The following is a 12,850-nucleotide window of genomic DNA, read 5'->3' as shown; positions in this document are numbered from 1 at the left end:
CATGGACCCGACCGCTGTTCCGAAGCCGTCAACAGGCACCGCTGACCCACTTCTGCCGTCCTGCCATGACCCCCACGGCCCGTGTCGGCTCTTCGGCCGCCCAGGCCGACCTGTCGGCCCGCCCGGGAACGGAAACGCCGCGTGAGCACAACCAACGCCAACGTCATCGCCGCCGATCTGACACGACTGGTGGTGCATGCTCCCAGCCGCGTCATCGACATCGCCGTGCCCTCCGACGTACCGCTGGCCGAGCTGCTGCCCGTACTGGTGAGCCACGCCACAGCCGAGGGCGACGATCTCGACGAAACCGGTCTGGAGTATGGCGGTTGGGTCCTGCAACGGCTGGGCGCGGAGGCGTTCGACGAGGACAGCACGCCCACGGAGCTGGAGTTGCGTGACGGCGAGACGGTGTATCTGCGGCCGCGCAGCGAGCAGTTGCCCCCGGTCCACTTCGACGATCTGATCGACGGTGTCTCCACGGGCATGTCGGAACGCAGCGACCAATGGCGGCCCGAGTTCACCCGGTGGCTGCTGCTCGGTGTGGCCGGCGGCGCTCTGGCCGCCGGCTTCGCCGTCCTCCTCGCCCTGCCCGGCACTGGTCTGCGGATGGCGCTGTCCCTGGGACTGGGTGTCACGCTGCTGCTCGGCACGTTCTCCGCGTCCCGGGCAATGGGGGACGCCGTCACCGGCACCACCCTCGGACTGCTGGCGGTGCCTTTCTTCGGGCAGGCGGGCTGGCTGGTCCCGGCCGGTCCACCGGGCACCGAACTGAACGGCGCCCGCATGCTGGCCGCCGCCACGGCCTCCGCCGGCGGGTCGGTGCTCGCCCTCTCGGCTGCGGCCGCGGCGGCGGCCCTGTTCTCGACCGTCGTCCTGCTCTGCCTGATCACGGCCGTTGCCGGGGTCCTCGCGCTCGCCGCCGGCCTGTCACCGGCCGAGAGCGCGGGCACCGTCGCGGCGTTCACGGCCTTGTTCGGTACCTTCATACCGGTCCTGTCCTTCCGGCTGTCCGGGCTGCGCCTGCCACCACTGCCCACCAACGCCGAACAGCTCCAGGAGGGCATCGACCCGCTCCCGGCGCGCGGCGTCCTCACCCGGACCACCGCCGCCGACCGCTACATGACGGCTCTCTACCTGGCCTGCGGCATCGTCTGCGCCGTGTGTCTGACCGCGCTGTCCACGGGCAGCGGGTGGGCACCGTACGCCGTTGGCGGTGTCCTCAGTGCGCTGCTGATGCTCCACAGCCGGGGGATGGCGAGTGCCCGGCAGAAGCTGGCGATCGCCCTGCCCGGGTGCTACGGCGCGCTGCTGCTGCCGGTGGAGGCGGTCCGGCACGCGGGGACGCCGTACCGGCTGGCCGTGCTGGTAGTGGCGGCCGCCGCCTGCGCGGTGCTGGTCCTGGCCGCCTGGAACGTACCCGGCCGCAGGCTGATCCCCTACTGGGGCCGGGCCGCCGATCTGCTGCACTCCCTGGCCGCGATCGCCCTGATCCCCCTGGTACTGGTCGATCTCGGTGTCCTCCCGGTGCTCCGCGAGATGTGGAGCTAGCGGCCGTGCAGTCCAGACGCGACCAGGTCCAGGCCTATACCTTCACCGTCGGCCGACTGACCTCCGGCATGCTCATGGCCGACCCGGACGCCGTCGACACCCCGATGAACCGCACACGTCGCGGCGGCGTGATCGGCCTCGTCATAGGCGCTCTGATCTGCGCCGGCTTCATGGTGGTCGGGCTGCTCCTCCCCAAGGACTCCGACGCCTGGCGCCGGCCGGGCGTGCTGATCATGGAGAAGGAGACCGGAGCCCGTTATGTGTACGGCGCCGGAACGCTGCGCCCGGTGATCAACTACACCTCGGCAAAGCTCGTCACCGGTGACAAGGGCACGGTCCAGCAGGTCTCCCGCAGCACCCTCGCCGACGTGCCCCGCGGGACACCCATCGGCATTCCCGGCGCACCCGACTCCCTGCCCGCGGCCGACCGGCTCACCGACGCCCCCTGGCGGGTGTGCGCCACCTCGCGCCCGGCCGACGACGGCGCTCTCGTGCCCACCACCACGCTCATCGCGGGCGTCACGCCGCAGGACGCCCCCGAACTGGGGCAGAACGAGGCGCTGCTCGTGACCACTCGCAACGGCAGACAGAGCACCGACCTCCTGCTGTGGCACGGCACCCGCTTCCGGCTGGACTCCGCACACGGCGCCTTGCAGTCCCTGGGCTACGGCACGGTCGAACCGCTCGCCGTCGACGACGCGTTCCTTTCCGCGATCCCCGCCGGTGCGGACCTCGCCCCGTGGACGGTGCCGGGCTCCGGCTCGACGGGCCCCCGGCTGGGCGGCCGGCTAAGCCGCGTCGGCCAGCTCTTCGTCGTACGCACTCCCGGCTCCCCCGATCAGTACTACCTGCTCGACCGGGCGGGTCTGGTACCCCTGACCCTCACCGAGCTCCAGCTGCTGCGCGGCGACCCGCGCACCCGCCAGAAGGCCTACGCGGGGCAGCAGCCGACGGTCATGACCGTGCCGCCGGACGAGGCCGCACAGCACATGGCACCGCAGGGCACCGCCGCCCGCGCCGGCGCGGACACGCTGCCCGTACGTCCGCCCGCCGCGCTGGCGCCGCAGGCCGGCAGCGTGCCCTGCCTCCAGGTCACGCCGGGCGAGGCCGCACCCCGCCAGTCCATCGTGCGAGTAGCGGCCGCAGAGGCCACGGGCATGCCCGTGGGGACGCGGCAGGGCGTGGCCCCCAGCTGTCCCGGCCCCGACGCGATCACCGTCCGCCCGGGCAGCGGCATCCTGGCAACGCCCCTGTCGGGCGGGACCACTACGAGCGGCGCTCGATACCTGGTGACCGACGACGGCATCAAGTATCCGCTGGCCGCGCCGGCGGTCTCCGGCCTGCTCTCCTACCCCGACCAGAACCTCGTACGGCTGCCGTCGGCACTGCTGCGGCTGCTGCCGACGGGACCCGTGCTCGACCCGGACCGGGCGGCCGACCCGGCCCTGTCCGGGCCCGAGCCCGCTTCGCCCGACCCCGAGTGCGGCCCGGCGAGGCGAACCGGCTCATGACCCCATGACCCCGGTGACCGGAGAACCGCTCCGGCCACCGCAGCCAATTCAGAGAAAGGCAGGAGTGCGATGAGCCCCGTACGCACAGTCGCCGATGACAGCGCCTATCAGGCGGCCGCCCAGGCGATCGAGACGACGCTCGACCAGTGCGACAAGATCACCGCCCATGCCGTATCCGCGTCCGAGACGCTGATCTCCGCATGGCAGGGAAACGCCGGCAACGCGTTCCACCAGGCACTGCAGGCGTGGCAGCAGCAGTACGCGCAGCTGCGGCAGATGATGGACACGTTCGCGTCGACGCTGGCCGGTACGCGTAGCAACATGAACTCGCAGGAGAACGCCGCCTTGCAGAACGCCCGGCGCTTCCACAGCATGATCAACGGTTAGTCACCGCGGCCGGACCGAGAAGTCCACGGCCACCAGATCCACACAGCCAAAGACCAAGAAGGAGACGGTCGTGCCAGACGGAAGTTCGTTTTCCATCACCTACGGACAGGCGGAGGAAGCCCACCAGGTCCTGGTGCAGGCCACCAACAGCATCGGCCAGCAGATCAACGATTTGCAGAGCCGCGTGTCCCAGGTCATCCAGAACATCGACGGTGACATGGCCCGCAGCTATCACGCGGAGCACGTGAAGTGGATGCAGCTGGTCGGCAAGATGGGCGACACCCTGTCCACCGGAACCACGACCTTGGCCACCAGCGCTGAGGAATACCAGCTCACCGACCGGACCGAGGGCGCCAAGTGGGAGTCCGCCGGAGGCTGAGCCCACGGGCGGGGGGCGCCGACGTGACTTCGGCGCCCCCCCGCCGATCCGACATCACGACCGGTCGTCCGGTACACGCCCCACCCTCTTCCACCAGGTACCGACCAGAGCCGAAACGGAGCACCGGATGCCCAAGTCAGAGAACACGGGTACCACGAAGTTCACTCCCGAGACCCTCCAGGAGTACGGGACCTCGGAAGGCTATCTGCCTGGCATGCGCAGAGAATCCCTGGCACACCAGCAAACACTCCAGGGATACAAGGACGAAACGGGGAAGATCCGTGCGGGCAATCCCAGCTTCGCGCCGGCCAAGGCATTCGAGGAAGCGTTCCTCAAGGCGTGCGAAGGAGCGAACGGGGAGTTCGTCTTCAACGACACCATGCTGATGTCGTTCACCGAGACGATGCGGGGCAATCACGCCTCATTCGAGAAGGTCGAGGAGAAGAACCTCGAGGACAACAAGAAGCTCGGACAAGTCGTCAGCCAGGATCTGCAGGCGCGGATGGCGAACCCCGGAGGAACCACGGGCATCGGCGGCACGGGCGGCGGTCCCGGCTCCAACACCGGCGGAACCAACGCCGGTTCCGGTAACACCAAGCCCTAGCGGTGTCGAGCCCGGAGCACGAACATGCCTGACTACAACCAGTGGAACCAGCTGATCAACATCTTCGTCCCCGACAAGGACGCGGCGCCCGGCACCCCGGGAAAGATCCCGGCGGCGGAAGAGGTGATGGCCCCGACCTGGGTCTACGGGTTCAACATGGCCAAGCGGCCCAAAGTCGCGAACACGGTCAAAACCATCCGCTACTCAGTGATGGGAGAGATGGGCCACGTTTACGACGCCTGGGCGGGTTTCGCGCTCTACGCAGGCGTCAAGGGCGGCGGCGAGGGCGACTCCGGTGGCGGCTGGTGGCGCTACTACCAGGGCAGTGTCATGGCGCTCGACGCGATGAACGGCAACGGGACGGAAGTCGCGAGCCCCCGCAGCTTCGACGAGGGGCACCGACAGGTCTCCGCGGTCGCCGAGTACTTCGACAAGTGGGGTCCGAACGTCAGGACGTGGAACAACGCGCTCCCGCACGACGGCTGGGAGGGCCTGGCGGCTTCGGGCTTCGGCGACATCATCGGCCGCGTGGCTCTCGCCTACGAGCACATCCAGGACACGGTCTCGGGCAGCGGGGGGCGCGGAGGTTACGCGGCAGCCGTCGACCAGGCCCAGCTGGCGCTCAGGGAAGCACGCAACAGCGCCGCCACCCATCTGCACGACTGGCTGTCGGACCCGGCTTGGTCACCCGAGGCAGCGGCCGCACAGGTCGCGCAGGGCCTGCTGATCCATACCACGGGGGGCAATGCCTACGTACAGCTCGACGGTGTGGATGTGGGTCGTGCCGGAGATGCCAACACCTGGATGGCCGTCGACCGGCTGGTCAAGGAGAAGTGGCACTCCGCGGTGCAGCAGCGCCTGGACGCCGCCGTGTCGGGCATCGTCAGTGCGCTGACCGACGGATACACCCGGGCGCAGATGATGCTGGTTCCGTTGAACAACGTCATTCAGACCGCGCTCGGCGGGAACCCCGCGAATCCGAAGTCCGTCGACGACATCCTCAACAAGAACCAGAAGGGCGGGGGAGACGGCGCCAACCTGCCCGATCGCGAGAACCTCGATGGTCTCAACGGCGGCGGCGGGGGCGGTGGGGGCTCTGAAGGCGCCGGCGGAGGCGGTGGGGGGATCAACGCCGATGAACTGTTCGGTGGATCCGGCGGGGGCGGAGGCCCCGAGGGTCTGGGCGGCGCCGGCGGAGGCGGAGGCCCCGAGGGCTTGGGCGGTACCGGCGGAGGCGGCACGTTCGACGGTCTCGAGCCCCCCGGGACCGGCGGTGGCAGTGGCGGCGGTGGCGCCGGCCTCGGCTCCGAGGGGGTCTTCGGCGGGGGTGGCAACCTCACCAACCTGGCTCCCCCCGGAACCGGTGGCGGCGGTGGCGCCGGCCTCGGCTCCGAGGGAGTCTTCGGCGGCACCGGGACCGGCGGCAACCTCACCAACCCGGCTCCCCCCGGAACCGGTGGCGGCGGAGCCGGAGGCATGGGAGCCGGTGGGTCCGGAGCCGGTGACACGTTCGACTCCCTGTTTCCCCCGGACGGTGAGCTCGGCGGCTCGAGCTTCGGTCCTGGCGGGACCGGTGGTGGCGCGGGCGGCCTCGACAATCCCAACGCCTTCGACCCCGGCAGCGGGAACTCCTTCCCGAGCCTGGCTCCCCCTGGCGCAGACCCAGGAAGCAACAGCAGCACGTTCCCGACTCTCACTCCGCCCGGTAGCGTCTTCACCGGCGGCCCGGGCGGGACCGGCGGCACAGGAGGACCCACCACCCAGCAGCCGGGAGGCGGCAAGACGAACGACGGCGCGGGCGGTGTCCTGGCACCCGACGTGCCGCAGGACGACTTCCCCTCCTTCGACGACCTGATACCCCGTCCCGGAGAGGGCGAGAGTTTCACGAGTCTCCCACCCGGCCCCCATGGGGGCACGTACACCCCAGGTACGGGTGAGGCCACGTTCGGATCCGGTCCCGGTGAAGGCACGTACGGCGGTCCGGGCCCGGACGTGCCCGGCTACGACTCGGGACAGTACGACGCGGGTTTCCCGGACGGCGGCGAGGCCCTCGGTCCCGGCTACAGCACACCGACTTACGAGGAAGGGGGCTTCCAGTCACTGGCGAGCACTGGCCACTACGAGCCGGACGGCTACGGCGCCGAGTCCTACGACTTCCCCCAGCAGGGCCTGTCCTCGAGCGGCTTCCAGGAGGCGTACGGCAGCGCCGGCGCGGGACTGGGCACCGGCCAGGGCGCCGGGCAGGGCACGGGGCAGGGTGCCGGGCAAGGCGCAGCCGGTATGAGCCCACAAGCGCCTTACATGCCAATGATGGGCGGTACGCCTGGTATGGGAGGGATGGGCGGTACGGGAGGCGAGAACAACAAGGAGCGCGAGCGTTCCGTCTGGCTCTCCGAGGACTCCGCCGTCTGGGGCACCGATCCTGATCTCGCGCCCACCGTCCTGGGCAGCACTCCACAACAATCCGTTCCCACAGGAGGTACACGTGGTCAGCAACCCGTTGCAGGGATACCTGGACGAGGCCCAGTCGCAACTGGACGAGGCACTGGCGCGGGCAGGCCAGGCGCGGGAGGCACTGTCGGGCATCAGCGCGATGGCCACGTCCAAGGATCGTCTGGTAACCGTAACGGTTGACGCCAGGGGCACCCTGACGGAGCTGAAGTTCAACTCCTCGCGCTACCGCTCCATGGCACCGTCCGAGTTGTCCGCCGTAGTGACCGAGACCATCGCGAAGGCCCAGAAGGACGTCACCGACCAGATGAAGGAGATCTTCGGCGAGACCGACGGGAACCTCGACGCGGTCAAGGACATACTCGGCGGTTCCTCCTATCAGGACGAACTGCACGAGATGCTCGAAGCGTTCATCGACGGCAGGCTGCCGGGACAGCCGAAGACGGACTGAGGCAGGAAGAGCCAGGGAAGACAGCGGCAACCGGCCGGCCTCCTGCGGGGAGGCCGGCCGGTCCGTCGTCACGGCCCGGCCCGCAACCACTGCCGTACGTACTGGCGACCCGTGTGCAGACGGGATTTGACGGTGCCCAGCGGCAGACCCGTACGTTCGGCGATCTCGGCGTACTCCATCTGGCACAGGTCGCGGTACACCAACGGTGCCACGAGCGCCGGATGCTCTCGTTCCAGTCGTTCGAGGGCGTCCAGCAGATCGAGCCGCGAGCCCGCGATCACACTCGTGGTACGCGGATCGGGGCTGTGCACGTCCACCGCAGGCAGCGGCTGTTCGGCAGTCCGCCGTTTCAGCTCTCGGTACTTCTGACGGGCGGCGTTGGCGACCACGGTGTGCAGCCAGGTGCTGAACAGACTGCGCCCCTCGAAAGTGTCGATCTTCCGGGCCACGTGCAACAGCACATCCTGGGCTGCCTCTTCCGCGTCCTCCCGGTTGGGCAGGAAGCGACCGCACCGGCGCAGCACCTCGGGCCTGATCCTTTGGAGGAGGGTCTCCAGAGCCTGCCTGTCGCCCTTCGCGGCTCGCTGGGCGAGGGCTTCTGTGTCATAGGGGAGCATGAGACAACTTTCTTTCGGCGAGGGCACATTGCGGCGTGGAGGACGGAAACGGCCGAGGTGACGAGATACTCGGCCGCAGAGGGCCGAACGGGCAGACCCGGTTTCCTCTCCGGGCCCCGCACGGGTGGCTGAGCGCCTGTGGAGCGCGTCGGCGCCTAGAGTCCTGTACACCCCCCCTGCCGTACGACACCGGAGACGACCGACGCGATGAGCACCGCCGGCGAGCACCATCGCGCAAGCCGGCGTCACGCGCGTCCTGTCGTCCGTGTCCGGCGTCCGTATCACCCGTTCCTTCCCGGCCCGGTGTCAATGCGCCGTGCCGGCCGACCAGACGACCTGGTCGTTGTGGAGGATGTTGACACTGCCGTCGGCACCGAGGCACAGGAGCGCCCCGTCGTGGTGGTAACTGCCGGAGTGCCACTGCGGCACCTCGTCGGGGTCGAAGACGACAAGGTTGCCGTCGCCCTGGAAGAAAGCCCGGTAGCCGTTTCCGGAGGTACCCGAAGACCAGCGGCGCCGGTTGTTCTCGTCGTAGATCACCAGGTTCCCGTCCGTCTGCATCACCATGCGGGTGCGGTTGGTGCTCCAGGCTTGCCCGGTGAGCAGCCAGGTGTTCGGCTGAACGCACGTTGTCGTCCACTGGGGAGCGGAAGTCTCCTGCCGGGGCGAAGCGGTGGACGGCTCGGCACGCGGGTCGTCGACGACCGGTCCGACCCCTGGGGTCCGGCGAACGGTGCCGACGGCGTCCGGTGTCCGGCCGGCCTTCGGGGAGGCTGCGGGAACCACGGAGGCACCGGGCGCGGCGGAGGCGGAACTGCGGGGGCCGGGGGACGCCGTCGCGCGGGGCGAGGGCGGCCGGGAGAGCTCGCCGCGGGGTGCGTGGGTCTCGCCGGCGGCTGCCACGTCCGGAGGGCTCGTCGTGTCGAGCCGCATCCAGCCGGTCAGTGCCGCGGTGGCCACGGCCAACACACCCGCGCCGAGTGCGAGCCGTCGGCCGCGGTGGGCCCTGTTCCCGGGCGCACCGCGGCCGGCCGTCCTGTTCCAGGGCCGCCGCCCGGCGCCCGGCAGGGCACCCGCCTGCTGAGCGTACTCGGCCGCTGCGGCGTCGAGTTCGTCTGCGAACGCCGTGGCACTGGGCCAGCGCCTGTCGCGGTCCCGTCGCAGAGCTCGCACCACCGCCCGGTCCGCGCGGTCGGGAACGCCCTCACGGAGCCGGCCGGGCGCGGTGACCTTGTCCGACGCCGCGGGAACGGCCCCAGTGAGCAGATGGTGGGTGAGCGCGCCCAGCCCGTAGACGTCGGCGCGCTCGTCGACACCGTCCTGCGGGTCGGCGAGTTCCGGGGCCATGTATCCGGCCGAACCCGCCACCATGGTGAGCCCGGAGGCGTTGGCCAGGCTCTTGGCCAGGCCCAGGTCCGCCACCAGCACGCGGTCGGGACCTCCACCGTGACGGGAGGCGAGCAGCAGGTTGGACGGTTTGATGTCCCGGTGGAGGATGCCCGCGTCGTGCAGCACAGCCACGGCGCGAGCGGCCTCCGCCGCCAATCGCAGCGCCTCCTCGACGGGCAGCGGCCCGCTCGCGAGATGATCCTCGAAGGTGCCTCCGTCGGCATACTCCATGACGAAGTAGGGGCGTCCGTCGTCGAGTTCACCGATGTCGTAGATCTGCACCACACGTGGGGAAGCCGCCTTGCGCAACAGCTGGGCCTCGGTGAGGAAGCGCTGGCACAGATCCATGCGCCGGGCCCAGTTGTCGGCCATGACTTTCACGGCGACGGGTGCCTCCAGGCGCTCGTCGTGGGCCATCCAGACGACGCCGAAGGCACCGACACCCAGCGGCTTCTCCAGCCGGTAGCGGCCGATGTTCTCGGAAAGCTGCATGGCTCCATGATGCGTGAATAACATGGTGTGCATTATGTGCCACCATAATGTTGGTGCGATAGCCAGTCGAGGGACAGCGGCGGGACACGCGTTCACCACCGCATGCTCCGGATCATCCGGGGGACACCGGCCGATCGTCCGCACATCCGCATCCCGCCGAGGCCGAGCACCCGTGAGCTGCCTCGGCGGCCCTCACCGGAGGACTCCGTAGTGCGCACGTGGAGACAGAGAGCAGCGGTCGCCGTCAGCTGTGCGACCGTCCTCGCGGCAGGCGGCGTCACAACGGCACAGGCGGCCCCGCCCCATGCCTCGTCGGCCTCGAACACAGTGCCCCAGGTACCTGAATGGCTCGACCAGAACAAGGGCTGCACCCACCCGTCGAAACGGACTGTCGCCAAGACCCCCTGGGCGCAGCAGGCTCTCGGGCTGCGCCGGGCCCAGGAACTCAGCCTCGGAGACGGGGTGACCGTGGGGGTCGTGGGCACCGGTGTGGACGGTGGTGTCCCATCGCTCGCGGGCCGGGTCTCGGGTGACGGCAAGGACGACTGCGTGGGCCACGGCACCTTCGCCGCCGGCCTCGTCGCCGCCGCTCCGGAAGAGGGCGTGGGCTTCGTCGGGGTCGCGCCGCACGCGCGGATCCTCGGGGTGCGCGCCACCACGGAGAAGGGAATGACGGACGCGGACTCGATCGCCGCCGCGATCACCACCGCGGTCGACGGCGGCTGTGACGTCGTACTGGTCTCGGTGCCGTACGGGAGGTCGAGCAAGCGGCTGGCTTCGGCCGTCGAACACGCGGCGAAGAACGACGTGGTGCTCGTGGCTCCCGCCGCTGGCGGTGAGCAGAGCAGTGCCCCCGCCTATCCCGGCGCCCTTCCCGGCGTCGTCGGCGTCGGCTCGGTCGGGGCGGACGGCGCCCCGTATCCGACCGGGCGTAAGCCGACGCCGTCGCCGCCCGATCTGGTGGCCCCCGGCGACCGGCTGATCAGCGTCGGTCCGGGGGGTGGCCACTTCACCGCGAGCGGTGACTCGGTGGCCGCGGCGTATGTGGCCGGTACGGCTGCGCTGGTGCGCGCGTACGACCCGTCGCTGCACGCGAGCGACGTCGTGGAGCGCCTCCAGGGCACGGCCGTGCGGCCCTCGGGGTCCGTGCCGGGTCCGCTGTCCGGGTACGGCATGATCGACCCGGTGGCGGCGGTGTCTGGCGTGTCCGTGGGCTCCGAACAGGCCCGGGGCACGACGGTCCGTCCCTATCGCGCCCCGGAGCCGGAACCCACCGTCTCGGCACTGCCGGCCTGGGGGGTGGCAGGCGGTGCGGCCGTGGTGATCGCGCTGGCGGCGGCAATGGTCGTGGTGGTGCCGCGCGGGCGGGCCCGGGGCTGGCGGCCGGGAGCCCCGATGAGGGAGCCGGATGCCGCGAAACACGGCTGATCCCTTTCAGGCCCCGCAGCGGGACCGATGAGGAACGATGGCGCCAGGACCGGCAGGTGCCCGCGGAGCCGCTGTTACGTTGGGGCGCGGCAAGGCGGTCACCACGACGGGCTCCGTCACTCGATGTCCCCGCAGGACAGCACTGTGCGTTCGGGTCACACCGCCGCGCACCGTACGGTCCACCGCAGGGCCGGGGTCCCAGTCCCCTTGTCGCCATGGGCGGGCATTCCCCTGCCCGGTCCTCTCGTGTGCACCCTGTCGACCGGCGACCTGTTGGGACCCGCACCGACCTTGCAGTCCGACGTCGAAGAGGACAGAGCACGCGATGAGTGAACCCACGGCGACGCCCGCCGAGTACGGCAGGGGTTCAGCTGCCGCGAGGCCAGGAGGGCCGGCCGGTCCGCACGGCGCCGGTGCGTCGATCGCCACGTCCGCCCCGACTCCGGCTGCCGCCGCTCCGCAGCCGCCCATGTCGGCCACCTCGTCGGGCGCCGGTCCGGCGCCGGCTGCGGCCACCACGAGCCTCGCAGAAGCCGGCATCGGCGGCTCGTCGCCGGCGGCCGTCCCGGACTTGTCGACGGCGCCCACTGCCACGGCCGGCAATCCGCCCGTGCCCCCGTCCGGTTCCGCATCCCCCGATCCCGGCTCCCATGACAAGGGCCGGACGGGCCGGATGTCTCCTGGAGTGCTGGCCGGCGCGGCACTCGCCGGACTGCTGCTGGTGGCCACGCCGTTCGTGCTGGCCCAACTGTCCCGGAACTCATCACCGGACCACCGCACCGAGGCCAGCGGGCCGCGCGAGCTGGAGATCACGCCGGACAACGCGGATCCTGGGTTCGTACCGGTCCCGGCGGCCAGTTCAGGCGTTCCGCACGCACGGGCACTTGCGCCTGACGTCCCCCGCTCGGGCGGGAAGCCGGGACGGGTCGGCGCCGGCAGGGCCGGGGCGGCGCCGTCGGGCACCCCGGCACCGTCGGCGGGCACCAGGGATGCCGCGAAGCCGACTGCGAAGTCCGCGGCGGCGTCGGGCACGAAATCCGCCGCGAGCGCGCACGACAACAGCAGCCGTACGTCGGCCACCCAGAAGCCGCCCTCCCCCGCCCCACAGCCCGCGAAGGTGGAACTCGTCAGCAAGTTGAACGACAAATGCCTGGATGCCACCGACAGCAACTTCACGCCAGGAAACCCCGTCCAGATGTGGACGTGCCTCCAGCGCGGCAACCAGTACTGGCAGTTCTACCCGGACGGCACCCTGCGGGCGGGCGGACTGTGCACAACCAGTGAGTCGACCTCGAACGCGAACGGATCGCCGGTCCACCTGGAGCGGTGCGACAACCGCCCGCAGCAGCAGTGGGTGCTCGGCAAGGGCGAGAACATCGTCAACCCGGCCTCCGACAAGTGCCTCGAGATCGTGGACGTCAACCGCAACGACAGGGCGCGTCTGCAACTGTGGTCATGCAACGGCCAGACGCACCAGAAGTGGTACAAGCGCTGAAGCCGGCGCCTCGTCGGATCCACAGCTGAGCCGCCCTCTCGACCCGGGCCCCGCCCGGTCACCCCAGGACTCCCGCGCCGTCGCGGACCGGAAAGGAG

11 protein-coding genes are annotated in these 12,850 nt (G+C 70.5%); 9 read left to right on the top strand and 2 right to left on the bottom strand.

Features of this window, described 5'->3' with window-relative positions:
- Positions 1 to 141 precede the first annotated feature (141 nt).
- The 7 genes from eccD to IE294_RS34365 all read left to right on the top strand — a co-directional run bounded on the left by eccD (position 142) and on the right by IE294_RS34365 (position 7,331).
- Complete coding sequence (eccD, locus tag IE294_RS34390; protein ID WP_229917578.1) at positions 142 to 1,548, top strand: type VII secretion integral membrane protein EccD; 1,407 nt, start codon at positions 142 to 144, stop codon at positions 1,546 to 1,548.
- Positions 1,549 to 1,553: 5 nt separating this feature from the next.
- Entirely contained in the window at positions 1,554 to 3,059 is a 1,506-nt protein-coding gene (gene eccB / locus IE294_RS34385) for a type VII secretion protein EccB (RefSeq protein WP_189892699.1), read from the top strand.
- A 69-nt stretch (positions 3,060 to 3,128) separates the two neighbouring features.
- Positions 3,129 to 3,446: a WXG100 family type VII secretion target gene (locus IE294_RS34380; protein WP_189892697.1), complete on the top strand. Its 318-nt coding sequence runs from the start codon at positions 3,129 to 3,131 to the stop codon at positions 3,444 to 3,446.
- A gap of 70 nt (positions 3,447 to 3,516) precedes the next feature.
- Positions 3,517 to 3,825 (top strand): WXG100 family type VII secretion target, encoded by a 309-nt coding sequence (locus IE294_RS34375; RefSeq protein ID WP_189892695.1) that lies wholly within the window; start codon positions 3,517 to 3,519, stop codon positions 3,823 to 3,825.
- 127 nt (positions 3,826 to 3,952) lie between these two features.
- Positions 3,953 to 4,429 (top strand): hypothetical protein, encoded by a 477-nt coding sequence (locus tag IE294_RS34370; RefSeq protein WP_189892693.1) that lies wholly within the window; start codon positions 3,953 to 3,955, stop codon positions 4,427 to 4,429.
- Between the two features lie 126 nt (positions 4,430 to 4,555).
- Positions 4,556 to 7,063, top strand: coding sequence for a hypothetical protein (locus IE294_RS49120; protein WP_268252828.1), 2,508 nt, complete (start codon positions 4,556 to 4,558; stop codon positions 7,061 to 7,063).
- Positions 6,963 to 7,331, top strand: coding sequence for a YbaB/EbfC family nucleoid-associated protein (locus IE294_RS34365; RefSeq protein ID WP_268252829.1), 369 nt, complete (start codon positions 6,963 to 6,965; stop codon positions 7,329 to 7,331). The genes IE294_RS49120 and IE294_RS34365 overlap by 101 nt, the downstream gene beginning before the upstream one ends.
- 68 nt (positions 7,332 to 7,399) lie before the next feature.
- Here IE294_RS34365 and IE294_RS34360 read toward each other — a convergent pair whose 3' ends face one another.
- Both IE294_RS34360 and IE294_RS34355 read right to left on the bottom strand, forming a co-directional pair.
- Positions 7,400 to 7,948 (bottom strand): RNA polymerase sigma factor, encoded by a 549-nt coding sequence (locus IE294_RS34360; RefSeq protein ID WP_189892689.1) that lies wholly within the window; start codon positions 7,946 to 7,948, stop codon positions 7,400 to 7,402.
- A gap of 306 nt (positions 7,949 to 8,254) precedes the next feature.
- The gene (locus IE294_RS34355; RefSeq protein WP_189892687.1) at positions 8,255 to 9,829 is read right to left on the bottom strand and encodes a protein kinase domain-containing protein; all 1,575 of its coding nucleotides are present in this window, start codon (positions 9,827 to 9,829) and stop codon (positions 8,255 to 8,257) included.
- A 327-nt stretch (positions 9,830 to 10,156) separates the two neighbouring features.
- On the opposite strand from IE294_RS34355, the gene IE294_RS34350 reads away from it, so the two are divergent.
- Entirely contained in the window at positions 10,157 to 11,257 is a 1,101-nt protein-coding gene (locus IE294_RS34350; protein WP_189892685.1) for a S8 family serine peptidase, read from the top strand.
- A gap of 673 nt (positions 11,258 to 11,930) precedes the next feature.
- On the top strand, positions 11,931 to 12,752 hold the full coding sequence (locus tag IE294_RS34345; protein WP_189892683.1) for a ricin-type beta-trefoil lectin domain protein: 822 nt from the start codon (positions 11,931 to 11,933) through the stop codon (positions 12,750 to 12,752).
- The last annotated feature ends 98 nt before the right edge of the window (positions 12,753 to 12,850 follow it).

This window comes from Streptomyces canarius (assembly GCF_014650735.1).
In the GTDB taxonomy this organism is placed as follows: Bacteria; Actinomycetota; Actinomycetes; order Streptomycetales; family Streptomycetaceae; genus Streptomyces; species Streptomyces olivaceoviridis.
The sequence above is the reverse complement of the archived record's forward strand: the minus strand, read 5'-3'. Positions and strand labels throughout refer to the sequence as shown.

Bases quoted from the DNA above. Each gene is read 5' to 3' on its own strand.
- IE294_RS34370 (WP_189892693.1), top strand. From the start codon at position 3,953: ATGCCCAAGTCAGAGAACACGGGTACCACGAAGTTCACTCCCGAGACC.
- IE294_RS34380 (WP_189892697.1), top strand. From the start codon at position 3,129: ATGAGCCCCGTACGCACAGTCGCCGATGACAGCGCCTATCAGGCGGCC.
- IE294_RS49120 (WP_268252828.1), top strand. From the start codon at position 4,556: ATGGCCCCGACCTGGGTCTACGGGTTCAACATGGCCAAGCGGCCCAAA.
- IE294_RS34360 (WP_189892689.1), bottom strand. From the start codon at position 7,948: ATGCTCCCCTATGACACAGAAGCCCTCGCCCAGCGAGCCGCGAAGGGC.
- IE294_RS34345 (WP_189892683.1), top strand. From the start codon at position 11,931: ATGTCTCCTGGAGTGCTGGCCGGCGCGGCACTCGCCGGACTGCTGCTG.
- IE294_RS34355 (WP_189892687.1), bottom strand. From the start codon at position 9,829: ATGCAGCTTTCCGAGAACATCGGCCGCTACCGGCTGGAGAAGCCGCTG.